The organism is Andreprevotia chitinilytica DSM 18519 (assembly GCF_000711875.1).
Taxonomy (GTDB): Bacteria; Pseudomonadota; Gammaproteobacteria; order Burkholderiales; family Chitinibacteraceae; genus Andreprevotia; species Andreprevotia chitinilytica.
The window spans coordinates 48,077-73,063 of record NZ_JONM01000005.1; the positions used below are offsets into that span (position 1 = coordinate 48,077).

Genomic DNA, 24,987 nt, shown 5'->3' on the forward strand with positions numbered 1-24,987 from the left:
CGATGAGTTCCGAACAAACATTGGCAGAGAAGCCCGTCGTTACCTTGTCCGGCGGTGCCGCGCTGCTCGATTCGATCATCGACGAGAGCCGCATTGCCACCAACGAGCAAGAAAAGAACCACACCCGCGATCTGATCAGCGAGCTGGCCGAGCAAGTGCTCGCTGGCACCGTGACCGTTTCCAAGGATTTGTCCGCCAGCATCGATGCCCGCATCGCGGAAATCGATGCGCTGATTTCGTCGCAGCTCAACGAGATCATGCACGCAGCTGATTTCCAGAAACTGGAAGCGTCCTGGCGCGGCCTGAACTATCTGGTGATGGAATCCGAAACCAGCACCCAGCTCAAGATCAAGGTGCTGAACGCCTCCAAGAAAGATCTGGTCAAGGATTTCAAGGCCTCGCCGGAGTTCGATCAGAGCGCGCTGTTCAAGAAGATTTACGAAGAGGAATACGGCACCTTCGGTGGTGCGCCGTATGCCGCCTTGGTCGGTGACTATGAATTCACCCGCCATCCGGAAGACTTCTACCTGCTGGAAGAGCTGTCGCACGTGGCAGCATCCGCTCATGCGCCGCTGATTTCGTCGGCTGCGTCCGGCCTGTTCGGTCTGGAAAGCTTCGCCGACATCGGCAAGCCGCGCGATCTGGCGAAGATTTTCGATACCGTCGAATACGCCAAGTGGAAGTCGTTCCGTGAATCGGAAGATTCGCGTTACGTCGGCCTGGTGTTGCCGCACGTGCTGGGTCGCCTGCCGTATGGCCGCGATACCGTGCCGGTCGAGGCGTTCGATTTCGAAGAGAACGTCGATGGCACCGATCACAGCAAGTACCTGTGGACCAACGCCGCTTATGGCTACGCCGCCCGGCTGACCGATGCGTTTGCCCAGTTCGGCTGGCTGGCGGCGATCCGTGGCGTGGAAGGCGGTGGTCTGGTCGAAGGCTTGTCTGCACATACCTTCAAGACCGACGACGGCGAAGTGGCGCTGAAGTGCCCGACCGAAGTCGCCATTACCGACCGCACTGAAAAGCTGCTGTCCGACCTTGGTTTCATCTCGCTGGTGCACTGCAAGAACACCGATTACGCGGCGTTCTTCAGCGGCCAATCCACGCAGAAAGCCAAGACCTACAACACCGATGCGGCCAACGCCAATGCGCGTTTGTCCACGCAACTGCCCTACATCTTCTCGGTATCGCGGATCGCGCATTACATGAAGTCGATCATGCGCGACAAGATCGGCAGCTTTGCCACCCGCCAGAACGTGCAGGACTTCCTCAACACCTGGTTGGCGCAATACGTGTTGCTGGACGATTCGGCATCGCAAGAAGCCAAGTCGAAGTACCCGCTGCGCGAAGCCCGTGTGGACGTAGTTGAAGTACCCGGCAAACCGGGCGTTTATCGAGCCGCCGCTTTCCTGCGCCCGCACTTCCAGCTCGATGAATTGACGATTTCGTTGCGTTTGGTGGCTGAACTGCCCAAGTCCGCCCGCTAATCGACGGAAAACAGGAAAGTTGTTTTAACGACCTTTATTTAAATTTGGAGATTTCCATGGCTTTTGATGCCTTCCTCAAGATCGACGGTATCCCCGGCGAAAGCACCGACGACAAGCACAAAGACTGGATCGAAATCGAGTCTTTCGCGCACAAGATCGAACAGCCGGCTTCGGCCACGGCCAGCTCCTCCGGTGGCGCGACTGCTGAACGCGTGAATCACAGCACGTTCGACATCGTTCACTTGCTCGACAAAGCCAGCCCGAAGATTTACGAAGCGGTCTGCACCGGCAAGCACATCAAGGATGTGACGCTGGAACTGTGCCGCGCCGGTGGCGACAAGGTGAAGTATCTGGAAGTGAAGCTGGAACAAGTGCTGATCTCCAAGGTTGAGCCGAGCGGCGCAGCCCACGGCGGCGAAGGCTTTCCGCAAGAAGCCGTGAGCTTCAGCTACGGCAAGATCAAGTGGACCTACACCCAGCAGAAGCGTGAAGACGGTGCTGGTGGCGGTAACGTGAGCTCCGGTTGGGATCTCACCGCCAACAAGACGATCGCCTGATTGGTGTGAAATTCCCGGCCCGTTCCTCATCGATGAACGGGCCGGTTTCGTTATAAGAAGCGGTTTCGAAAGGGGCTGCGCCGCCGTGATCGCGTCGTTGATCGCAGATCGCGCGGTGTGGATTCCACCCGCTGCTTTCGCAAACAGCTTCAATGGGGATGGCACGATGAAACGTGTAAGCATTTGTCTGGTGGGTCTGGCGCTGATCGCCGGCTGCGCCGAAACACCGCAGCAAACCGCAGAAACCAAGAAAGGCGAGGCGCAGCACTGGCTGCGTGATACCGCTACGAATAATTCCAATACCAGCATCGCCAGTGCGCCCGCCGCCGCCAAGACCCCGGCCACGGTGCAGGCTTCCGCCCCGGCCGCTGCCGGCAGCATTGTCGGGCCGGTGAAGGTGATGGCTGGCGACTTGTACAAGATCGATTTCGATGCCATGAGCATCGCGATTAGCGAGGCGGGCAAGAACAAGGTCGCCGGCTTGATCGACCAGGCCAAGGCCGCGAAGACAATTTCGATTCGCGGCTATTGCGACCGCACCAAGGTCGGCAACGCCCAGAAGGCCGCCCTCGCCCGCGCCAATGCGGTGAAGGCTGAGTTTGTGAAGGCCGGCATCCCGGCGGGTAAATTCCAGCTGCGTGCGACGACGGATGAGCCGACGAGTGCGGCGGTGGTGGAGTTTTTGTAAGAACCGCTTCAATTCTCCCTACTCGTGGTTTGCTCCCCTCTCACACTTGTGGGAGAGGGGCCGGGGGTGAGGGTAGTGCAACCTTCAGCTTCCTTTGCAAGCACCCTCTCCCTAACCCTCTCCCACAAGTGGGCGAGGGAATTCCGGCTGCTTAGTTGAGACCTTGAGCAATCCTTAGGTAGGGCCCACTGCCTTGCCGTCATCCCCCGCCAAATCCAGTCCCAAGCCACCTCCCCAAACAGCAACCGTCTGCCACTGCCTCTGCATGTTAAAATTCCGGCCTATTCAAGATACCAACACCGGTGAACCGGTGTGCCGCAAGGGGAAGTCATGTCCGGCAATACGCTTGGTTTGTTGTTTACCGTCACCTCGTTTGGCGAATCGCATGGTCCGGGTATCGGCTGCGTGGTCGATGGCTGCCCGCCGGGGCTGGCGATTTCGGTCGAAGAGATCCAGCTGGAACTCGACCGCCGTAAACCTGGCACCAGCCGCCATGTCACCCAGCGCAAGGAGGCCGATGCGGTCGAGATTCTCTCCGGCGTATTCGAAGGCAAGACCACCGGCACCCCCATCGCGCTGTTGATCCGCAACACCGATCAACGCAGCCAGGACTACGGCAAGATCGTCGAAACCTTCCGCCCCGGTCACGCGGACTACACCTATTGGCACAAGTACGGCATTCGCGACTATCGCGGCGGTGGCCGCAGCTCGGCGCGTGAAACAGCCGTGCGCGTGGCGGCCGGGGCGATTGCCAAGAAATGGCTGAGCGAAAAATTCGGCATCGTCATCCGTGGCTATATGAGCCAGCTGGGCGAGATCGAGATCCCGTTCGAAAGCTGGGACGAAGTCAGCAACAACCCGTTCTTCGCGCCCAACGCCGGCATCATCGATCAGCTGGAAGACTATATGGACGCGATCCGCAAGGAGCGCGATTCGGTCGGGGCCAAGATCACCGTGGTGGCGGAAAATGTGCCGGTGGGCTGGGGCGAGCCGGTGTATGACCGCCTCGATGCGGACATCGCCTTCAACATGATGAACATCAATGCGGTGAAGGGCGTCGAGATCGGCGCCGGCTTCAAATCCGTGGCGCAGAAGGGCTCGCAACATTGCGACGAACTCACGCCGCAAGGCTTCGCCAGCAATGAGGCGGGTGGCGTGCTCGGCGGTATTTCCACCGGGCAGGACATCGTCGTCAATATCGCCGTCAAACCGACTTCCAGCATCGCGCAAGAACGCCGCTCGATCGACAAGGAAGGCAATCCGGTGCTGATGGCGACCACGGGCCGGCATGACCCGTGTGTCGGCATCCGTGCCACACCGATTGCCGAAGCCATGCTCGCGCTGACCCTCATCGACCACGCCTTGCGCCACCGTGCGCAGTGCGGCGATGTAGTCGTCACCACGCCGCGTATTCCGGGTCGGATCGGCTGATGGATTTGCGCGTGGATTTCGGACGAGGAGCGGTGATGAAACAGATGTTGTTGGGTGGCCTGTGCGCGCTTGCGTTGCTGGCCGGTTGCGCGACTGCACCGCCGCAGTTCGTCTCCCAAGTCACCGTTCGCAACACCTTCACCAGCAGCGTGGAAGGCAAGCGTTTCGCGTTCAAGCGCGATGCCAGTCAGGCGCAAAGCCTGTTGCAGCGTGATGTGGAGCGCGAAGTTGCCAGCAATTTGCAGGGTGCGGGCCTGATCGAAGAAACCGACCCGAAGCGCATCGACTGGTGGGTGGAGCTGGCCTACGGCATCGACGACGGCAAGACCGTCTCCCAAAGCCAACCGGTGTGGGGCACGACCGGCTTCTATACCTATTACCGCCGCATCTCGACCCCGAACGGCATCGTGATCATGCCGTATTCGTATCCGCAGACCGGTATCGTGGGCAGCCGCACCGTTTCCGAAACGTTCTATACCCGCTATCTGTCGGTGGATATCTATGATCGCCGCGCTCTGGAGCGTAAAGAGTTCGCCAAGCTGTACGAGGGCGAAGCCAAGAACCGCTCGCAAAACGATCAATTCGATCAAGCCTTGCCCTGGCTGGCCCGCGCGCTGTTCCGTGATTTCCCCGGCGTTTCCGGCTCACGCGTCGTGCGCCAGATCATGCCCTTAGACCCCGCCCAATAATCTCCCGCCACCCCGGAAATTTCTTTGTGACGCCCGATCAATACTGCGAAGACAAGGCTGCGGCCAGCGGTTCCAGCTTCTATTACAGCTTTCGCTTCCTGCCGCTGGAAAAACGCCGCGCCATCACCGCGCTCTATGCGTTCTGCCGCGAAGTGGATGATGTGGTCGACGAATGCCACGACGAAAACGTGGCGCTGACCAAGCTCAACTGGTGGCGTGCCGAACTCGACAACGTCTACGCCGGCACACCGCAGCATCCGGTCACCAAGGCGCTGCAACCGCAGATCAAGGCTTTCGAGCTGCCGCAACAGCATTTCGCCGAAATCATCGACGGCATGCAGATGGATCTGGAACAGGCGCGTTACAACAGCTTTGCTGACCTGCAAAAGTATTGTTATCGCGTGGCGTCGGTGGTCGGCCTGTTGGCCGCACGTATCTTCGGTTACACCGACCCGCGCACTGAGCAATATGCCCACGATCTCGGCATTGCCTTCCAGCTGACCAACATCATCCGCGACGTGGGCGAAGACGCCCGCCGTGGCCGTATCTATCTGCCGGTCGAAGACCTGCAGCGCTTCAACGTGCCGGCTGCCGATGTGCTGGCCTACCGCGAGTCCGACGCCTTCCGCGCACTGATGGATTTCCAGATCGAACGCGCTGAACAGTTCTATGCCAAGGCGGTGAGCGAGTTGCCGGCGATCGACAAGAAGAACCAGCGCACCGGCCTCGTGATGGCCGCGATTTACCGCGCCACGCTGGATGAGATCAAGCAGGATGGATCGCAGAAAGTGCTGAATCAGCGTCTGTCCCTTACGCCGATTCGCAAGCTGTGGCTGGCTTGGAAGGCGCATTGGTTTGGGTAGTTGTCTCCCCTCTCACATCCCGTGCAAGGTTTTTACCTTGTTCAGGGAAAGTGGGAGAGGGGCCGGGGAGAGGGTCTGGTCAACTGCATCGATCTTTTCAAGCACCCTCTCCCTAACCCTCTCCCGCTAATTGCTGAGCAAGGCAAAAGCCTTGCACGCGAGGGAGAGGGGACATAAGTCTTTGAACAGCCCTTAAGCCGCTTGCTCACATCTGGATTAACACCCTCCAAATGAAACAAATCGCCGTCCTCGGTGGCGGATACGCCGGCATGGCCGCAGCTGTTGCGCTAGTCGATGCCGGCCTCACCCCGACCGTCTTCGAAGCCGGCCCGGTCCTCGGTGGCCGCGCCCGCCGCATCGACATCGATGGCCGTCAGATCGACAACGGCCAGCATCTGCTGATCGGCGCGTACACCGAATTGCTGGCGTTGATGTGCCAAGTAGGCGTCGACCCCGCGGCCGCCTTCCTGCGCACCCCGCTCGATCTGCGCGTATTGCCCGACTTTCATCTGCGTTGCGCCCGCTTGCCAGCGCCGCTGCACTTGGCTGCTGGTTTGCTTGGCGTGCGCGGGTTGTCTTGGCCCGAGCGTTGGGCACTGATCCGGGCTGTTCGCATCGCGCAGACTGCCAAATGGCAGCTCGCCGCTGATTTGCCGGTTGGCGCTTGGCTCGCCGCGCAGCGCCAACCGACCAGTCTGGTCGAATCATTCTGGCGGCCGCTCACAGTCGCCGCGTTGAACACCCCGCTGGAGACCGCCTCCACGCAGGTTCTGTTCAACGTGCTGCGCGATAGCTTGGGCGGCGCACGGCCGGCTTCTGATTTGTTGTTCCCGATCCTGGATTTCTCCGCGTTGTTCCCCGATGCCGCCGCCACTTATATACAAGCACGCGGTGGGCAAGTGCAGCTCGGGGCGACCGTACGTGGCGTGACAAAAACGGAGGCCGGTTGGTTGGTGAACGACGCGCAATTCGATGGTGTGGTCTGCGCTTTGCCACCACATCGGCTCGATATGGCGCTGGCCGGCGTTGCCGCTGCAGAACCAGCGCTCACGCTGCTGGCTGCGTGGGATTTCCAACCCATCGTCACGATTTATCTGCAGTACGCCGACCACGTTGCCTTGCCGCAACCGATGGTCGGTCTGGCGGATGGCCTGTCGCAATGGGTGTTCGACCGGGGCCATACCCATGCCACACCGGGGTTGATCGCGGTCGTTCTGTCGGCACGGGGCGCGCACTCGTCGCTGAATCAGAACGAGCTCACGGCGGCGGTGGTCAAAGAACTTCAACAGCATTTCAGCTGGGGCACACCGAGCTGGACGCGAGTCATCAGCGAAAAACGCGCCACCTTCGCCTGCACCCCCAACCTGTCACGCCCGGCCAACGCGACCAGCGATCCAAGCCTGTGGCTGGCTGGCGACTACACCGCCAGCGATTACCCCGCCACGCTCGAAGGCGCGGTGCGCAGCGGTTTGGCTGCCGCTCGTGGGATAATCGCGGCGATTTGAATTGGAAACCATCGCATGAACGACTGGAAAAACTACGCCGCACCGGCTGGCGCATTCAAAGACCGGGTGATTCTCGTGACTGGCGCAGGCCAAGGTATTGGCCAAGCCGCCGCGCTGGCGCTGGCGCAAGCCGGTGCGACGGTGATCCTCTCCGGCCGCAACGAGAAGAAACTCGCCCGCGTTTACGACGAGATCGAAGCGGTTGGCGGCCCGCGGCCCGCTGCGATTCCGCTGGATCTGGCCAAGGCCGGCGAAGCTGAATTCGCCCAGCTCGGCATGGTGATCCAGAAGGAATTCGGCCGGCTCGACGGCATTCTGCATGCCGCCAATGGCTTCGCGTTCCTGTCGCCGCTTTCCAACCAGAAACTCGATGAATGGGTGGACGAATTCCGCGTCAACGTCGCTGCGCCGTTCGCACTAACGCGAGCCTTGTCGCCGCTGTTGTTCGCTGCGCCAGATGCGGCGGTGCTGGTGCTCGGTGAGCATCACGCGCTCGATCCGAAAGCGTATTGGGGCGGCTATACCGTCTCGAAAGTCGCCCAAGGCGCGTGGGTCAAGATCGCCGCCGATGAGTGGGAAGGCCAGCCAAACACCCGTATCAACTGGTTGATCCCCGGCCCGATCCAAAGCCCGTTCCGCACCAAGAGCCACCCCGGCGAAGGCAAGGATGAGAACCCGCCGACCGATGCCATCGTGCCATCCATCCTCTATTGGTTAGGCGAAGCGAGCCTTGGGCAGAGTGGCCAGACGCTGGTCTTTAACGAATCTGCCCTCAATCCTGCTGCGCAGCCGTGATCCGAGGTCGCCCGGTGCTCGTAATCCTCATGTATTGCACATACATTCCGGTTCCTGCGCGCCGGGCTTCCTCGGCTGACGACTGCTCGCAACGGATTGAAGGCAGATTGGCATGACCCTCGACGAAGCCTTTGCCGACACCGGCCCCTTTGGTGACGCATTCCCCGGTTACAAACTGCGTGCCCAGCAACTGGAAATGGCCCGCGCCGTGCTCGATACGCTGGAAGAGCGCGGTCAGCTGATTGCCGAGGCCGGCACCGGCACCGGCAAGACCTTTGCCTACCTTGTGCCGGCGCTGCTGTACGGCGGCAAGGTGATTGTCTCGACCGGCACTAAAACGCTGCAGGATCAGCTATTCCAGCGCGATATCCCGACCGTGCGCGACGTGCTCAAGGTGCCGGTGACGGTGGCGCTGCTGAAAGGCCGCGCCAACTACGTCTGCCATTACCACCTGGAACGCGCCCGCCACGAAGGCCGCTTCATGCGCCGTGAGGACATCGCCGATCTGCACAAGGTCGAGCGCTACGCCAAGACGACGATCAGTGGTGACAAGGCCGGCTGTACCGGTGTGCCGGAAGACGCGCCGATCTGGGCGCACGTCACCAGCACGCGTGACAACTGCCTGGGCAGCGATTGCCCGAATCACAAGGATTGCTTCGTCCTCAAGGCGCGCAAGGATGCGCAAGAGGCGGACGTGGTGGTGGTCAACCATCACCTGTTCTTTGCCGATGTCTGGCTCAAGGACGAAGGGGCCGGCGAGTTGCTGCCCGCCTGCAATGCGGTAATCTTCGATGAGGCGCATCAGCTGCCGGAAGTCGCCAGCCTGTTCTTCGGCGAAACGATTACCTCCGGCCAGATCGTCGAACTCGCCCGCGATGCCCGCGCCGAGGCACTGGTCGTCGCCAAGGATTACGTCCACCTGCCGCAAGCCGCCGAAGCGCTGGAAAAAGCCGTGCGTGATGTCCGGTTGGTGTTCCGGCCCGAACCGGCGCGCATGCCGCAGCACGAAATCGCCGAGAAATTCCCGGCTTATGTTGAAGCGTTGGCGGTGCTGAGCGAAAAGCTCGCCGCCATCGAAGGCCAACTCGCTGCGCAGGCCGAACGGGCCGAAGAGCTGGAAAAATGCCGCGAACGCGCCCAAGCCATGCGCGAAGGGCTGGCGAAATGGCAGATCGTGGAAGACGAAGAAGCGGTGCACTGGATCGACCTCACCAGCCACGGTTTCATGCTGCACGCCACGCCGCTCAACATCGCCAAGCTGTTCCAGAAACAGCTCAATGCCGGCCAGAAAGCCTGGGTATTTGCCAGCGCTACGCTCGCCGTCAACAACAGCTTCAAGCACTACCAGCACGAACTCGGCCTGTGGGACGCCCGCACCGAAACCTGGGAAAGCCCGTTCGACTACAAGCAACAAGCCGCCCTCTACGTGCCGCGTGATATGCCCAACCCGAACGCGCCGGACTTCACCCGCAAGGTGGTCGAGCGTGCATGGCCCTTGCTGCAAATCACCCACGGCCACGCCTTCCTGTTGTTCACCAGCCTGCGGGCGATGCGTGAGGCGCACGAGTTGATCACCGAGCGGCTGAAAGAGGCCAAGCTCGATTGGCCGGTGCTGCTGCAAGGGCAGGGCAGCCGCACGGAATTGCTGGATAAATTCCGCGCCTCGCCCAATGCCATCCTCGTCGCCAGCCAGACCTTCTGGGAAGGCATCGACGTGAAGGGCGAGCAGCTGTCGCTGGTGGTGATCGACAAGCTGCCGTTCAGCCCGCCGGACGACCCGGTGTTGTCCGCCCGCATGCAACTGCTGGAAAAGAGCGGCCGCAATGCCTTTATCGACTACCAGCTGCCGCATGCTGCCATCACGCTCAAGCAAGGTGCTGGCCGGCTGATTCGTGACGAATTCGACACCGGTATCCTGATGATTGCCGACAACCGGCTGGTCGATAAACCCTACGGCAAGGTGCTGTGGAAGAGCCTGCCCCCCATGTTCCGCACCCGCGAACTGGATACCGTACAACGCTTTTTCGAGGCAAAGCGCGCAAATGGCACGACGCAAGAAACAGACCCAAAAGAATAACGGCATGGGATGGTTCAGCAAGCTGTTCTGGCTGTTGATGTTGGTGGTGATGGCGGCAGGCGGCTTTGTCGCGTGGTACGCCACCCAGCCGATTGCCATCCAGAACGGAGCCACGCCACTGCGCTTCACCCTCGGCCCCGGCAGCGTCAAACGCTCGGCCGAGCAGCTGATGAAGCAGGGCGTGATCGAATACCCGGCCCTGTTCGTGCTGCTGGCCAAGGCCACCGGCAACGAGCGCAAGCTCAAGGCCGGCGTATACCAGCTCGATAAGCCGCTCACCCCGCTGGAGCTGATTGACAAGATCGCTCGCGGCGATGCCATCCAGATCGCGTTCACCATCGTGGAAGGCTGGAACTGGCGCGATCTCAAGCACGCGCTATCGCTGCAGCCGGAGCTCAAGCACGATCTGCTCAGCCTGAGCGATCTTGAGGTCGCGCAAAAGCTCGGCATTGAGGAAGGCCATCCGGAAGGGGAGTTCTTTCCAGATACCTATTTCATCGACATCGGCAGCTCCGACCTCAAACTACTGACCCGTGCCCATGCCCGCCTGAAGGAAAAGCTCGACGCCGCCTGGGCGCAGCGCACACAAGACGTGCCACTCAAGTCGCCGTACGAAGCGTTGATCCTCGCCTCCATCGTCGAAAAAGAAACCGGCACCGAAAACGACCGCCCAATGGTCGCTGGCGTGTTCACCAACCGCCTGAAAATCGGCATGCGCCTGCAAACCGACCCGAGCGTGATCTACGGCCTGGGTGCCAGCTTCGACGGCAACCTTACCAAGCAGCACCTGCAGACCGACACGCCCTACAACAGCTACACCCGCACCGGCTTGCCACCCACGCCAATCGCTTTCCCCGGCGTAGCCGCCCTCATGGCCGCAACCCGGCCGGCGCAAACGCGGGCGCTGTATTTCGTGGCACGTGGGGACGGCAGCTCGCAGTTTTCCGAGACGCTGGATGCGCATAATGCGGCGGTGAATCGGTATATACGGGGTAGTAAGTAGTTGTGATGGTTCGTGTTCCATCACCGTTACGTTTCCAATCTTGAACAAGATTGATCCACACGGCAGCTCCCCGGCCGGCGAAGCCGTCCGGGCTACGAGCCAGCTATCAATTCAATGCGTAGAACGCCCGTAATCCGCAGAGCCATCAGACGTGAGCTGATGCGGGCGGATCGATGTGTTGGCGTTGCGCTGCAAGAACGCTGCAATATGCTGGGCCAAGGCGGCGTCGGCCTTGAAATAGGCGGCTGGCAAGGGATCGGTAATCTGGACGGGGCCTTCATGCATGGCATTTTCCAGCGCGACCGAGGCATTGACCAGATCTGCCGCCGATAGCGTGCCGGCCATGCCCTTGGTGGTGTGCACGATGCGCTGCGCAGTGGCGTCGTCACCAGTTCGTAGCGCCAACAAAAGCGCTTCCTCGCTGCCATCGCGGCTTTGCACGAAGCGCTCCAGCAGCCGCCGCAGTAGCGCGCCTTTGCCGCCGAGCCGCCGCCACACTTCCTCGACATCGATCAGCGGCGCAAGGCCGGCGAATTCGAGCAGGCCGACGTCGACCTCGGTGGGTTGATCCATGTCGTCCGGCGTGGTGCCGGGGTTGCACCAGGCGGCCAGGATGCGGAACAGCTCGGTAGGGGAGATGGGCTTGGCCAGATAGTCGTTCATGCCGCGCGCCAGGCATTCTTCGCGATAGCCGGCGATGGCGTGGGCCGTGACGGCGATGATCGGCAAGCGACGGTGACGCGGTTGTTCTCGCACGCGGCGGGTGGCTTCGTAGCCGTCCATGTGCGGCATCTGGATATCCATCAGCACCGCATCGTAATGGCCGACATCGATCAGCTGCAGCGCTTCTTCGCCGCTGCTGGCGATATCGACCCGGTAGCCGGCGCCGAGCAGCAGCTCGCTGGCGACTTGCTGGTTGAAGGCGTTGTCGTCGACCAGCAGCACGTGGGTGGGGCGGGTCAGCGCCGGGGTGGCTGGGATGGGGGCCTCGATCGGTGCGGTGGAGCGGCTGGCGAGGGCGAAGCTGACCATGACGGTGAAGATGGTGCCGCAGCCCGGTTCGCTGTTGACGGCGATTTCCCCGCCCATCAGTTCGACCAGCCGTTTCGAGATCGTCAGGCCCAGGCCGGTGCCGCCGTAGTGGCGGCTGGTGGAGCGATCGCCCTGCGCAAATGCCTGGAACAGCTGTTTGACCTGATCGGCCTGCATGCCGATGCCGGTGTCTTCGACCGAGAATTGCAGCCGCACCGAATCGGCCGTGCGCTCAAGCTGTACCGCCGCCAGCAACACGTAGCCTTGCTCGGTGAATTTGATCGCATTGCCGGTCAGGTTGATCAGCACCTGGCCGAGCCGATTCGGGTCGCCGCATAGCAGCGCTGGCAGGCCGGGGTCGACCGCCAGATCGAGCGCGATGCCCTGCGCAGAGGCTTGTTCCGCGAACAGATCGTAAATGCGGTCGAGTACTTCGCGCGGGGAGAACAGGATGGATTCCAGCTCCAGCCGGCCGGCATCGACCTTCGAGAAATCGAGCACATCGTTGATGATGCCAAGCAGAGATTGGCCGGCCACGGTGATCTTGTGCAGGTAATCCTGCAGCTTGGGCGTCATCTCCTGCCGCTGTGCCAGCTCGACGAAGCCGAGGATGGCGGTCATGGGCGTGCGGATTTCGTGGCTCATGTTGGCGAGGAATTCGCCTTCCGCCCGGGTGGCGGCTTCGGCAGCTTCCTTGGCGATTTTCAGTTCATCCAGCCGGCGGCGGATGGTCACGTCCTCGATCACGCCTTCGTAATAACGCACGCTGCCGTCGTCGGCACGGGCGAGGTGGCCGCTGACGGATAGATCGATCAGCTCGCCACCTTGCCGGCTGCTGCGGAATTCAATGCGGCGGATTGCGCCATCCGGTTCGGCGTGTTGCTTGAGTTGTGCCTGCACCGCCTCGTTCAACAGCTGTTGGCCGGCTTGGCCTGCCATCAGTTCGGCAGGCGTGGCATAGCCGAGCATGGTGGCGAGGGCTGGATTGGCCATCAGCAGCCGGCCTTGGGCATCGGCACGGAAAATGCCGTCGGCAGCGTTTTCAAACACGGCGCGGTATTTGGCTTCGGCTTCGCGCAGCTCGGCCACGGCCTGTTTGTGCTCGCCCACCTCGGCGACCAGATCGGCATAGAGCGAGGCGTTCTGGATCGAAATCGCCGCTTGCGTCGACAAAATGCCCAGCAGATGCATCCGGCCCGGCGGGAAGGCATCGATCAGCTGCTTGTTGTCGAGGTAGAGCAAGCCGATCAGCTCGCCACCGTGGCGGATGGGCATGCACAAGACGGATTTGGGGCCGCAGCGCTGGATATAGGGGTCGTTCAGGAAACGGTCGTCGCTGCCCGCGTCGGCCAATACGATGCTGGTGCCGGTGCGCAGCACGTACTGGATGATGGCTTGGGGCACGGCGGTGGAGGTGAGCGGTACAACTTGGTCGGACGTCGCTGCCGAGTTATCCGTCGAGATTGAGGCCGCGACCACCAAGCCTTCCGTGCGCTGCAGCAGCACGCAGCCATACTGCGCGCCAGCATTCTCGATCAGCACGCGCAGCAGCCGGTCGAGCAGGCGATCCAGCTCGATTTCGCTGGAAATCGCTTGCGAAGCCTTCAGCACCGATGCGAGGTCGAGCGTGCTGTCGTTGATGCTGGTAGAGATGGTGGCTTGTATCGTTCTACCCAGGTTTGCGTTGTCGTCATCGCGTTGGCTGGCCGGCAGTGTGGCGGCCTTGGTGCGTGCTCCCCAGGCGCGGTAGGCCAGCTGCGCCCGGCGCAGGTACAGCTCGGCGAACTCCGGCCGGCTACGGCCAAGCCAGAAACGCCCAGCCAGCTCGTTGGCGAGGGCTTCGTGCTGCCGGCAACCTGCCTCACGAGCGGCGTCAATGGCTTCGTCATAGGCCTGGATCGCGTCGCCGCTACGGCCATCGATGCGGGCCAGTTCGGCTTCGATCAGCCGTTGCCGGTGCAGGAAGTTGGCCGGCGCGTGTTCGGCCCAGAGGCGCAGGCGCTCCAGATTAGCGGCGAGCTGGGTGCGGCGGGCTTTGGCGTCTTCGCTCGCGGCGATGATCAGTGCTTGGTAGAAGACGAATTCGGCCTCGGTGAAGACGCCCTTGATATAGCCGAGCAGCGGCATGGCCAGATCGAGCGAGGCTTGGGCTGCATCGAGCCGGCCGGCCAGGTAATGCACGAAGGTGTTGAGGGTGTGATAGAAGGCGAGCGCCGAGTGGCTGCGGTTGGCCGCGCAGCTGCGCAGGAAGTCGGCTTCGGAGATTGAGTCAGTCGATTCCGCCAACCACGCCGGCGTCTCGCCCCGCAGTGCGGCAATCAGGCGGGCCGCCGCCTGCAAGTTGTCGCTGGAGAGCGAATGCTTGGCCTTCTGGGCGAAGCGCAGGTTCGGTTGCAGCTCGGTCAGCAGGGTGTCCAGATATTCGCCTCGATGGAAGCGATTCAAGGTGCGGCCGTAGAACAGGATGTAGCCGACGAACTGGAATTCACCCGACTCCATGCCGGCGAGCTGGCCCTCGTCATCGAATTGTTCGGCATCGCCGATCGGGTGGCACCAATGGTTGAGGAACATGCTGAGAATCAGGCACGTCTTGCACTTGAGCCCTTGCAGTTGGTAGCGCTCGGCCAAGCGTAGCCCCAGCATGCCGAACGCGTAACCGGTCTCGAAGCGCCCCAGGTTGGCGGCCAGGGTGTTGCCGAAGCTGGCATAGCCCTTGGCTGATTCGGGCACGTTGCCGTGGTGCATCGAGAGCGTGGTCATGCGCGCCAGCACCCAGCTGTAGAGCGGGTAGCGGTTGGCGAAATAGATGGGCGTGTGCACGGTCATCAACAATTTCATCACCGCGATGGTGTCCGGGTCGCTCATCGTTGGCAGATCGAGCAGCGCCATTGGGGAGCGCCATGCCAGACCGTTGTCGACATCAGCCAGTTCGGCGGTTAGCGCCATCGGTAGCGCTTCGTCGACGGGGAATTCGATACCGAACAGCCGTAGCGCTTTGGCGGCGGCAGTGATGGCCTGTTCGTACTGCCCCAGCATGGTGTGCTGGGTGATCAGTTGACCGTAGATCTGTGCTTTATCGCGGTTTGATTCGGCCCGCTCCCAGACCACCTCGATCAGCCGGGCCGATTCGTCGTAGTCGCCATTGAGGTAATTCAGCTCGGCGGCTTCGTTGTGCAGTGCCAATGCGAGCGGGTAATCACGTGACCAATCGCCGCCGCCAACAGCGAAGCCTTCGGCCGAATAGCGCAGGGCGGCAGCAAAGGCGGCAGCCGCCTTGGCCCGGCCGGCGGCTTCCAGATTGAGCTGGGCCAGCGCCAGTTGCTCGGCCGGGTCGGTGATCAGCACGCGACCCCGGTTGAGGTGATCGACCAGTTCGAACAGCCGTTCGTGCCGGGTGGTTGGCGTCATGCTCGCCAGCAGCAAGCGACCGATGCGCAAATGCATCGCCGGCCGGTGTTCATCATCGATCAGGCTGTACGCAGCTTGCTGCACCCGGTCGTGCAGGAACTTGAAGCTGATGTGTACCAGCGGCGAGGTGGCATCGCTGGTATCTGCCAGCTGCAGGCCGGAGCTGGGCAACAGCAATCCTTCGCGGATAGCGGGCAACAGGTCGGCATACGCGGCCGGCAGGGGAACCTTGCTGACTGCTGCCAGTGAATCGAGACCGAAGCGGTTGCCAAGGCAAGCGGCGATCTGCAGCGCAGCGATGGTTGCCGGCGGCGCGGTGCGCAGTTTGTCGACCAGCAGATCGAGCACGTTGTCGGTGAGATCGGCCTCTTCGATCTTGACGATGTCCCATTGCCAGCTTGGTGCGCCGCCTGCCGGGGGTAGCCCGAACCAGATCAGCCCTTGCCGGTACAGAGCCAACAGGAACTGACCAACGAACAGCGGGTTGCCGGCGGTCTTGGCCTGGATCAGCTTGGCCAGCGGCGTGGCCGCGACCATGCTGCAACGCAGGGTGTCGACGACGTATTGCTTGAGGTGCAGCAGCGCCAACGGTTTGAGCGTGATCTGGCGGATGGTCGCGCCTTGCCCGGCAAGGCGGTCGAGTTTGCTGAGCAAGGGGTGATCGTCGGCGACTTCGTTGTCGCGATAAGCCGCGATCACCAGCAGATGCCGAGTGTTTTCATCGGTCATCAACGTTTCAAGCAGGCTCAGGGTCGCGTTGTCTGCCCATTGCAGGTCGTCGAGAAAGATCACCAGCGGATGTTCGGCGCGGCAGAAGACCTGGATGAAGCGTTGAAACACGAGGTTGAAGCGGTTGCGGGCCTCGCGTGGCGGTAGCAGTGGCACGGGCGGTTGCGGGCCGAGGATCAAGAGCATTTCCGGAATGGCGTCGATGATCACCTGGCCGTTCTGGCGCAATGCATCGGCCAGCAGGGCACGCCATTGCGCCAGCTGCTCCTCGCGCTCGGTCAACAGCTGGCGGGCCAGTTCCTGAAAGGCATTGGCCAAGGCGCTGTAGGGCGTATTGCGCTGGTATTGGTCGAACTTGCCGCCAATCAGATAGCCGCGCCGCTGCGTGGCGGGCTTGTAAAGCTCATGCACCAGGCAGGTCTTGCCGATGCCCGCAAAGCCGGCGATCAGCACCAGCTCGCGCCCGCCCGCGCTGATCTCGTCGAACGCAGTATTCAGCTCGGCCACGGCGGTTTCGCGGCCATAGCGCTTTTGCGGCAACTGGAAGTGGTCGGGGGTATCGTCCTGCGCCAGCACGAAATCATCGAGCGCATGTTGGCCGGTCAGTTCGGCAAGGCAGCGATCCAGATCGGCCTTGATGCCCCAGGCGCTCTGGTAGCGATCCTCCGCCATCTTGGCCATCAGCTTGGCGATGATGTCGGCCAGTTGCTGCGGCAGGTCTGGGCGGAGGGCGTTGGCAGGAGTCGGGGTTTGGGTCAGGTGCTGGTGCACCAGTTCGAGCGCATCGTTGCCGACAAAGGGCAGCCGGCCGGTGAACAGCTCATAGAGCGTGACGCCGAGCGAGTAGAAATCGCTGCGGTAATCGACCAGCCGGTTCATGCGGCCGGTTTGTTCGGGCGACATATAGGCCAGCGTGCCCTCCAGCGCCGTCAGGCTGCCAATGGCGGGTTCCTCGCGCGACAGGATGGAGGAAATGCCGAAGTCGATCAGCTTGAGCTGGCCGTGTAGTGGGTGGAAGACGATATTCGACGGATTGATGTCTTTGTGAATGACATTGCCGGCATGGATCTCGGCCAGGCCCTCGGCAATCTTCGAGGCAATCGCGAGCAGTTCTGCCACGGACCACTGATGTGTCTTTGCCAGTTTGCTCAGCGATTCGCCGCCGAAGTCCTCCAGCACCAGCACTGGCCGGTTATCGACATACAGCAGCTCATAGGCCGCAATCAGCCGCGGCCCTTGCAGCTGATGCGTGATTTCAAACTCGTGTTTGTAGCGGATCACATCCTGCGGCAGCGGAAATTCGTCCTTGAGCACCTTGAGCACCACGCTGCGCTGCGCGTGCTTTTGCTCGGCGCGGTAGACGATGGTGCACCGGCTCTCGTAGATCTTGTCGCGTATGGCAAAGCCTGCAAACACTTGATCGGGCTCCTCGCTATCCGCCTGGGGTCATCCATCGCGGTCAAAGCGCAATTGAAACCGGGCCTGTCCGTCTCCTTTGCGCCAAGCACAGGCCTGCCGCCTGCTGGAGAGCAGATGCAATTTGAGTTGTAGACCAGTCTGGTGCGGTGCAATAGGTGGGGTGTTTGCGTAAGGTGTGCTGCGGGTAGATTGGTGCTGAGTGGAGCGACGCCTGACATTTGTTTGGTAAGCATGGCTGGGCTTCATTTCATTCAGCCCGGCTTATGCACTATGGTTTCCCGATTTGTTATTAATCGTTTATGATTTTTATCATTATCTGTTATCCAAAGGGTCAATAAATGGCAAGCACGATTGATCATGCGACGCTGGAAAAACTCGTTGAGGCTGGCGTGGTGAGTGGGGCGGACGTTATTGGGCAGCCTGGGGGCTGGGGCGTTATCGTGAAATATGGAACGACTGAGTGTGCCTTGGCGGCCAAGCGCGGTGCCGTGAGGACGTTTCGCAAGTTTGAAACGCTCGTGAACTACCTCAAAGGTCTTGGCATTGATCAATACAACGTTAACGCTGCCAATTTTGATGCGACAGCGCTCAAGACAACACGGGGCCGACCTGACTCCGCTGCACGAATGCGCAACGCTTTCGAGGCCGGCACGCACGTGGATTGGATGCAGCAAAAGGTTGCTGAATCGCTGGCGGACCCGCGCCCGAATCTCTCTCATGAACAAGTGATGGCTGGCGTTCAGGCGGTGATTGATGCCAAGCGCAAGCAGCATGCGGGCAAAGCCTAGGCTGGCGTGGCGGCCGCAAGCACTGGCCGATCTATTGGAAATCATCACCTACATCGCGGATGACAATCCCGATGCAGCCCAGGTGCTCAAGGATGAGATTGAGGCCAAGGCTGCGAAGTTGCTCGATCATCCCAAGCTTTACAAAGCTTCGACTCGCGTTGCGGGGATGCGTGAGATGGTCGTTGGTGGCAACTACATTGTGCTGTACCGCGAAACGCCAGCGTTGGTGGAGGTCGTCAATGTGGTGCACGCTCGCAGACGCTGGCCATAAGCCGAACTCCTCTGGAAGCATCACTTCTCACCAATAAAAAAACGCGGCATCAGCCGCGTTTTTTTATTGGTGCAACGGGAGCAAATGCCCGGCAGAAATCAATCCACCAGACCACGCGCCTCGGCAACCTGATCCTTGTACGCATCGAAGATGCCGCGCAATGCGGCTTCCATGGTGGTAGTCGGAGCCCAGTTGAGGTCGGCCTTGGTGTTGTCGATCTTCGGCACGCGGTTTTGCACGTCCTGGTAGCCCTTGCCGTAGTACTCGCCAGAGGTGGTTTCGACCACGTTCACCTTGGCGGCAGACTCGGCGTAGGCCGGGTATTGCTTGGCGAGGTCCAGCATCATCGTCGACAGCTCGCGCACCGAGTAATTGTTGCTCGGGTTGCCGATGTTGTAGATCTGGCGGGTGGCTTTGCCATCGGCGTTGTCGATGATCTTGACCAGCGCATCGATGCCGTCGTCGATGTAGGTGAAGGCACGCTTTTGATTGCCGCCGTCGACCAGCTTGATGGTTTCACCGCGCACGATGTGGCCGAGGAATTGGGTGATGACGCGGCTGGAGCCTTCCTTCGGGGTATGGATGGAATCGAGGCCGGCGCCGATCCAGTTGAAGGGGCGGAACAGCGTGTAGTCGAGGCCTTCTTGCTGACCGTAAGCGGCGATCACGCGGTCCATCAGTTGCTTGGAGCAGGCGTAGATCCAGCGCGGCTTGTTGATCGGGCCGTAGACGAGGTTGGAGTTTTCCGGGTCGAATTCGCCGTCTTCGCACATGCCATAGACTTCGGATGTCGATGGGAAGACGACGCGTTTCTTGTACTTCACACACCACTTGATGATTGGCAGGTTGGCTTCGAAATCGAGTTCGAACACGCGCAGCGGCGCTTGCACATAGGTGGCCGGGGTGGCGATGGCAACCAGCGGGAGCACGACGTCGCACTTCTTAACGTGGTATTCGATCCACTCCTGGTTGATGGTGATGTCGCCTTCGAAGAAGTGGAAACGCGGGTGGTCGAGGAATTCACCGATCTTGTTGGTGAACATGTCCATGCCGAAAACTTCCCAGTCGGTCGTCTCCAGAATGCGCTTGGTCAGGTGATGGCCGATGAAGCCGTTCACGCCGAGGATCAGCACTTTTTTCATCGCGTTTTCCTTGTAGAAATTGAATCGGCGACACATCCGGTGCCGCCGATAGCTGGGCGAAATTTTAGCCGAAACGGGGGTGGATCGGCTGATTTATTAGCATGGAATAAGTGTGGAAGCCTATGTAGGAGCGAGCTTGTGCCCAGCAAGCGTGCGATACCTTGGTATCGCTCAGCGTGGAAATATCCTTGGGGTGCTCGCGATTTGCAGTGGTGAATCTAACAGTGCTATCGCGAGCAAGCTCGCTCCTACAGGGGATCACCAGTCAGCCCGCCAGCGCGAGCGGATGTGCGCCAAAGTGTGCCGCAAAGCTTGCGGCATCAAGCGCTTCGCCATTCCAGTTGGCCTCAAGCACTTTCAGCACGCCGCCATCGGCTGCCCGCAACCACAACCGCCCGTCAGCTGCCCACAAGACCGGGCCTTTGGATGCCGGGAGCTTGGGGGCAGTGGGCACATTGAGCGTGCGCCAGAGCGTGAGGCGTGTGCCGGCGATATCGGTAAACGCACCGGGGTAGGGGCGGGTGACGGCGCGCACCAGGTTGTGGATTTGCGCGGCGCTTTGCGACCAATCAATGCGGCCATCCTCGGCTTTGCGACCGCCGAAGTAGCCGCCTTGGCTCAAGTCCTGCTGGGTGAGGGTGGCGGTGCCATCGATCAATGTCGGCAGGCTGCGGTTGAGGCAGATTTCCGCGGCGACCAGCACCTTGTCGAATACTTCCTGCGCGGTGTCGTCCGGCAGGATGGGTACGGCTTGCTGATCGACCAGTGGGCCGTTGTCCGGCTTCACGTTCATCACGTGCAAGGTCGCGCCGGCTTCGGTTTCGCCGTGGATCACCGCCCAGTTGATCGGCACCCGGCCGCGATACTTGGGTAAGAGCGAGCCGTGCATATTGAATGCGCCACGGGTGGGCGCTTCCAGCAGCGGGGCCTTGAGCATGTTGCGGTAGTAGAACGAGAACAGGAAATCCGGCTGGATGCCGGCGATGCGCTGCTCGATCTCGGGGATGTTGGGGTTGTCCGGCGTGATGAACGGGATGTCGTAATCGCGGCAGACCTGGGCGACGGACGAGAACCAGATGTTCTCATTCGGGTTGTCCTCGTGCGTGACGACGAGCTTCACGTCCACGCCCTGTGCCAACAGCACCTTCAGGCAGCGGACGCCGACGTTGTGATAGGCGAAGACGACGGCGCTGGTCATGGCTGGTCGTTCTGTTCGCTACGTTGCAGGATGGCCGAGATCAGGTAACGCGGTCGCTGGCGCACTTCGTGATAGATGCGGCCGATGTACTCGCCCAACAGGCCGATGCCGAACAGGGCGATACCGATCAGGAAGAAGGCAATCGCGAACAGGGTGAACAGACCGCCGACTTCCGGGCCGACGAAGATACGGCGCAGGATCAGCAAGATCACCAATGCGCCGGAGCCGAGCGAAACCAGCATGCCCAGCATCGAGAACGCTTGCAGCGGCACGATGGAGAAGCCGGTCATCAAGTCGAAGTTGAGGCGGATCAGGCTGTAGATCGAATACTTGGATTCGCCGGCATGGCGCTCTTCGTGACCTACGATGACTTCGGTCGGGTGTTGCGAGAACGAATACGCCAGCGCGGGGATGAAGGTATGCAGCTCGGCGCACTGGTTGATGGTATCGATGATGCGGCGGCTGTAGGCGCGCAGCATGCAGCCTTGGTCGGTCATCTTGATCTTGGTGAGCTTCTCGCGCAGGTTGTTCATGGCGCGGCTGGCGACGTGACGCCACCAGGAGTCGTTGCGCTGACGGCGGATCGAACCGACGTAATCGTGGCCCTTGTCCATTTCGTCGAGCAGCGTCTTGATGTCTTCCGGCGGGTTTTGCAGATCGGCATCGAGCGTGACGACCTGTTCGCCACGTGCGTGCTCGAAGCCGGCGAGGATGGCGCGGTGCTGGCCGAAGTTGCCGTTGAACAGGATCACGCGGGTGACATCCGGCCGCTTGTGATACTGGTCGGCGAGCAGGGCCGGTGATTTGTCGCGGCTGCCATCGTTGATGAAGATCACTTCATACGTCTTGCCGAGTGCATCCAGGGCCGGGTAGAGGCGGTCGAACAGCGCCTGCAAACCGTCTTCTTCGTTGTAAACGGGGATGACGATGGAAACGATGGGAGGGGTCATGGTGCTCAATATTTTGCTCAATCAACAGTAAGGTAGGGCGGGTTGGCGTAGCGTAACCCGCTGATCTGATTCCGGCGGGTTACGCTACGCCAACCCGCCCTAAGGCATCAATAACGCGATGTGTTTATCGCAGTGCCGGCCGCAAGACTTCAACCAGCGCCGTGCAAACACGTTCCACATCCGCTTCGCTCATGGCCGGGAACAGCGGCAGCGTGATGGTGCTGGCACCAACACGCTCCGAATGCGGATACATGCCTTCCTTGTAGCCCAGACCACGGAAGTAGGTGAACAGATGCAGGGCGGGGTAGTGCACGCCCACGCCGATGCCTTTTTCCTTCATCCGGGCGATGAATTCACCGCGTGAAATTGTCATGCGATCGATTGGCAGCAAGGGCTGGAACATGTGCCAGTTGGAGTCATCCGACCACAGGGGCAATTCGAGGCCAAGGGTGCGGTCGATCTGGTCGAAATAGTGTTTCGCCAGCACTTTGCGGCGGGCGTTGAATGCGTCGAGCTTCTTGAGCTGGCCGAGGCCAATCGCTGCGGCCACATCGGTGAGGTTGAATTTGCCGCCGGGCAGGTCGACATCCATCGTGCCGTCCGGAAAGCGCGTTACGCCTTGCAAGCGCCACTTCTCGAACTGCCGGGCTTCTTCCGGCGTATTCAGCACCAGCGCGCCGCCTTCGGTGGTAGTCATGTTCTTGTTGGCGTGGAAGGAGATCGAGCACAGGTCGCCGAAACTGCCGAGTTTCTGACCTTTCCAGGTGCTGCCTTGCGATTGGGCGGCGTCTTCGATCACGCGCAGTTTGTATTTGGCGGCGATGGCATAGAGGCGGTCGCGATCCACTGGCAAGCCGGCCAGATCGACCGGGATGATGGCGCGGGTGTTGGGGGTGATGGCCGCCTCGACCGCATCCAGATCGATATTGCGCGTGGCCGGGTCGATATCGACCAGCACCGGTTTGCCGCCGGTATTGATGATGACGTTGACGGTAGCGACCCAGGTCAGCGGCGTGGTGATGACTTCATCACCCGGCTTGATGTCGATCAGGCGCAGGGCGATTTCCAGCGAGCCGGTGCCGGAGTTGACTACGCGCACCGGCCGGCCACCGAAATACTCGGATAGCGCGGCTTCAAACGCCTGCACCTTGGGGCCGGAGGTGATCCAGCCGGAACGCAAGACGTTGGCGACGTCGGCGATGGTTTCTTCGTCGATGCTCGGACGGGTGAAGGGCAGGAAATCCATGTTCAATCCTTGTTGCTTCGGGGCTTAGGGCTTGGCGACGACGGCGCGGCCGGGGTCGCTGTACAGAATCTGCATGATCAGGCCACGCGCTTTCAAATCGTCGTACATCGGCGTGCTGACGACAGCGACCGGCGCGGCTTCATCGCGCCAGCGCTGCAGGAAGGTATCAAGGTCGATCAATTTATCCGGTTCCACTTTCTGGCCGAGATCGAATTCATCAACGTATTCGACGAATTGCAATTTGCGTTTCAGGTAGAACGGTAGCGTCTGGTCATAGCTGCGCAACACATACAGCGTGCTGTTCGGCTTCAATTGCGGTGTGACGGCTTGCGCCAGCGCGGCGGCGGATTTGCGGCCGGCATAGACGTTGTGGCCCAGCATCGGGATCTGGCCGACGAACAATCCGCCAACGACCAGTGTGGCGATCATGGCGAAGCGCCGTTCTTTCCACTGCAACCACGCCGCGATGCCACCGGTCAGCAGCAGCGCAACGCCGGTGGCAATCAGCCAGACGCCATAAGCGGCTTCTTCGGCAGGTGGGCCGGATTCGCCGGCCTGGCTGCTGATCCACGGCACGGCAATCAGCAATGCCAAGCCAAATACCAACATCGTGCCCACCAACGCCCAGCTGGTCTTTTTGCCCAGACGCGGTAGCAATTGCGCGCCGAGCAATGCCAGTGCCGGGAACATCGGCAGAATGTAGGACGGCAGCTTGGAGCCGGATTTGGAGAAGAACAGGAACACGAACGCCGCCCAGACCAGCAGAAAGCGGTTGATCTGGAAATTGTGGCGCACGTCTTTCTGCCAGCCCTGAATGAATACGCCGGGTAGCAAGGCCGTCCACGGCAGGAAGCCGGCGATCAGGATCGGGATGAAGTAGTACCAGCCACCGGTGCGATTGTGCTCGGTGGTGAGGAAACGCTCGAAATGCTCATGGATGAAGAAGAAGTGCGCGAATTCCGGGTTGGCCTTGGAGACCAGCACGAACCACGGCGCACTGATGGCGAAGAACAGCAGCAGGCCCTTGCCCAGATGCAGACGCGTCCACAAGCGCCAGTCACGCGTCCAGAGCGTGTACACCACCAGGATCGCGCCGGGAATGATCAAGCCGATCAGGCCCTTGGAGAGCACCGCCAGCGCCATCGCGGCCCAGGCGGCGAGCATGCCGTTGCGGTTCTCGCGTGCGGTGGCGCTGTCTTGCTGCGCCCACAGGAAGCCGCATAGGGCGAAGGTGAGGAAGGCGGATACGCCCATGTCGAGCGTGAGGAAGTGGCCGTTGCCGATCCACCACGCACAGCTGCCAAGCAGGGCCGCTGCGCCCCAGGCGATGGCTTCGCCGTCCGGCTCTTTGCGATACAGCCGCCGCGCTGTGTAGAACAGCGCCAGCACGCCCAGGAAGCCAGTCAGTGTCGGCCAGAGACGTGCGGCGAATTCGGATTCGCCCAGGACCTCGAAACTGGTTGCCGTCGCCCAGTATTGCAGCGCCGGTTTCTCGAAATATTTGACGCCATTGAGGCGGGGGGTGAGCCAGTCGCCGCTGACGACCATTTCGCGGGCGATCTCGGCATAGCGGCCTTCGTCCGGCGAAATCAATTTGCGGTAGCCCGCAGTGCCGAACCAGAGCACGGCAAACAGGACGAGCGCGAGCCATTTGGCCCAGCGGGAAGAGGCGATGGAGGACATGGCATGCCGGAAAACATCGAAGTGCG

The 24,987-nt window shown here is 61.1% G+C and carries 18 protein-coding genes and 1 other RNA gene; 13 read left to right on the forward strand and 6 right to left on the reverse strand.

Features of this window, described 5'->3' with window-relative positions:
* Positions 1-2 precede the first annotated feature (2 nt).
* The 11 genes from tssC (at position 3) to mltG (ending at position 11,095) form a co-directional block, all read left to right on the forward strand.
* Complete coding sequence (gene tssC, locus BR41_RS08300; RefSeq protein WP_035055138.1) at positions 3-1,487, forward strand: type VI secretion system contractile sheath large subunit; 1,485 nt, start codon at positions 3-5, stop codon at positions 1,485-1,487.
* 56 nt (positions 1,488-1,543) lie between these two features.
* Entirely contained in the window at positions 1,544-2,044 is a 501-nt protein-coding gene (locus BR41_RS08305; RefSeq protein WP_035055140.1) for an Hcp family type VI secretion system effector, read from the forward strand.
* Between the two features lie 166 nt (positions 2,045-2,210).
* Positions 2,211-2,732 (forward strand): OmpA family protein, encoded by a 522-nt coding sequence (locus BR41_RS08310; protein ID WP_156970615.1) that lies wholly within the window; start codon positions 2,211-2,213, stop codon positions 2,730-2,732.
* Positions 2,733-3,062: 330 nt separating this feature from the next.
* Positions 3,063-4,163, forward strand: a complete 1,101-nt coding sequence (gene aroC / locus BR41_RS08315; protein WP_035055145.1) for a chorismate synthase — start codon at positions 3,063-3,065, stop codon at positions 4,161-4,163.
* 35 nt (positions 4,164-4,198) lie between these two features.
* Complete coding sequence (locus BR41_RS08320; protein ID WP_035055146.1) at positions 4,199-4,852, forward strand: DUF4136 domain-containing protein; 654 nt, start codon at positions 4,199-4,201, stop codon at positions 4,850-4,852.
* Between the two features lie 26 nt (positions 4,853-4,878).
* Positions 4,879-5,715 (forward strand): presqualene diphosphate synthase HpnD, encoded by an 837-nt coding sequence (gene hpnD, locus BR41_RS08325; RefSeq protein ID WP_035055149.1) that lies wholly within the window; start codon positions 4,879-4,881, stop codon positions 5,713-5,715.
* A gap of 230 nt (positions 5,716-5,945) precedes the next feature.
* A complete protein-coding gene (hpnE, locus tag BR41_RS08330) occupies positions 5,946-7,220 on the forward strand; it encodes a hydroxysqualene dehydroxylase HpnE (RefSeq protein ID WP_035055151.1) in 1,275 nt (424 codons plus the stop codon).
* A 15-nt stretch (positions 7,221-7,235) separates the two neighbouring features.
* On the forward strand, positions 7,236-8,015 hold the full coding sequence (locus BR41_RS08335; RefSeq protein WP_035055154.1) for an SDR family NAD(P)-dependent oxidoreductase: 780 nt from the start codon (positions 7,236-7,238) through the stop codon (positions 8,013-8,015).
* Between the two features lie 29 nt (positions 8,016-8,044).
* Positions 8,045-8,120: non-coding RNA, sX9 sRNA (locus BR41_RS23575), on the forward strand.
* Positions 8,121-8,127: 7 nt separating this feature from the next.
* Positions 8,128-10,092, forward strand: a complete 1,965-nt coding sequence (gene yoaA, locus BR41_RS08340; RefSeq protein ID WP_035055156.1) for a DNA repair helicase YoaA — start codon at positions 8,128-8,130, stop codon at positions 10,090-10,092.
* A gap of 4 nt (positions 10,093-10,096) precedes the next feature.
* Positions 10,097-11,095 carry an endolytic transglycosylase MltG gene (gene mltG, locus BR41_RS08345; RefSeq protein WP_035055159.1) on the forward strand — a complete coding sequence of 333 codons (999 nt, stop codon included), beginning with the start codon at positions 10,097-10,099 and terminating at the stop codon, positions 11,093-11,095.
* A gap of 111 nt (positions 11,096-11,206) precedes the next feature.
* Here the strand turns inward: mltG and BR41_RS08350 are convergent, their stop codons facing one another.
* On the reverse strand, positions 11,207-17,680 hold the full coding sequence (locus tag BR41_RS08350) for an AAA family ATPase (RefSeq protein ID WP_051710500.1): 6,474 nt from the start codon (positions 17,678-17,680) through the stop codon (positions 11,207-11,209).
* 341 nt (positions 17,681-18,021) lie between these two features.
* Here BR41_RS08350 and BR41_RS08355 point away from each other — a divergent pair, with 341 nt between their 5' ends.
* Positions 18,022-18,471 carry an antitoxin PaaA2 family protein gene (locus BR41_RS08355; protein WP_035055162.1) on the forward strand — a complete coding sequence of 150 codons (450 nt, stop codon included), beginning with the start codon at positions 18,022-18,024 and terminating at the stop codon, positions 18,469-18,471.
* Positions 18,455-18,742: a type II toxin-antitoxin system RelE/ParE family toxin gene (locus BR41_RS08360; protein WP_035055165.1), complete on the forward strand. Its 288-nt coding sequence runs from the start codon at positions 18,455-18,457 to the stop codon at positions 18,740-18,742. Before BR41_RS08355 ends, BR41_RS08360 begins: the two co-directional genes overlap by 17 nt.
* Positions 18,743-18,840: 98 nt before the next feature.
* Here BR41_RS08360 and BR41_RS08365 read toward each other — a convergent pair whose 3' ends face one another.
* The 5 genes from BR41_RS08365 to BR41_RS24845 all read right to left on the reverse strand — a co-directional run bounded on the left by BR41_RS08365 (position 18,841) and on the right by BR41_RS24845 (position 24,961).
* Positions 18,841-19,884 carry a bifunctional UDP-4-keto-pentose/UDP-xylose synthase gene (locus BR41_RS08365; protein WP_051710502.1) on the reverse strand — a complete coding sequence of 348 codons (1,044 nt, stop codon included), beginning with the start codon at positions 19,882-19,884 and terminating at the stop codon, positions 18,841-18,843.
* A gap of 265 nt (positions 19,885-20,149) precedes the next feature.
* Entirely contained in the window at positions 20,150-21,082 is a 933-nt protein-coding gene (locus tag BR41_RS08370) for a formyltransferase (RefSeq protein ID WP_035055167.1), read from the reverse strand.
* A complete protein-coding gene (locus BR41_RS08375; protein WP_035055169.1) occupies positions 21,079-22,032 on the reverse strand; it encodes a glycosyltransferase in 954 nt (317 codons plus the stop codon). The genes BR41_RS08370 and BR41_RS08375 overlap by 4 nt, the downstream gene beginning before the upstream one ends.
* Before the next feature lie 124 nt (positions 22,033-22,156).
* Positions 22,157-23,278, reverse strand: coding sequence for a DegT/DnrJ/EryC1/StrS family aminotransferase (locus tag BR41_RS08380; RefSeq protein ID WP_035055172.1), 1,122 nt, complete (start codon positions 23,276-23,278; stop codon positions 22,157-22,159).
* Positions 23,279-23,302: 24 nt separating this feature from the next.
* Entirely contained in the window at positions 23,303-24,961 is a 1,659-nt protein-coding gene (locus BR41_RS24845; protein ID WP_035055174.1) for a phospholipid carrier-dependent glycosyltransferase, read from the reverse strand.
* Between the last annotated feature and the right edge of the window lie 26 nt (positions 24,962-24,987).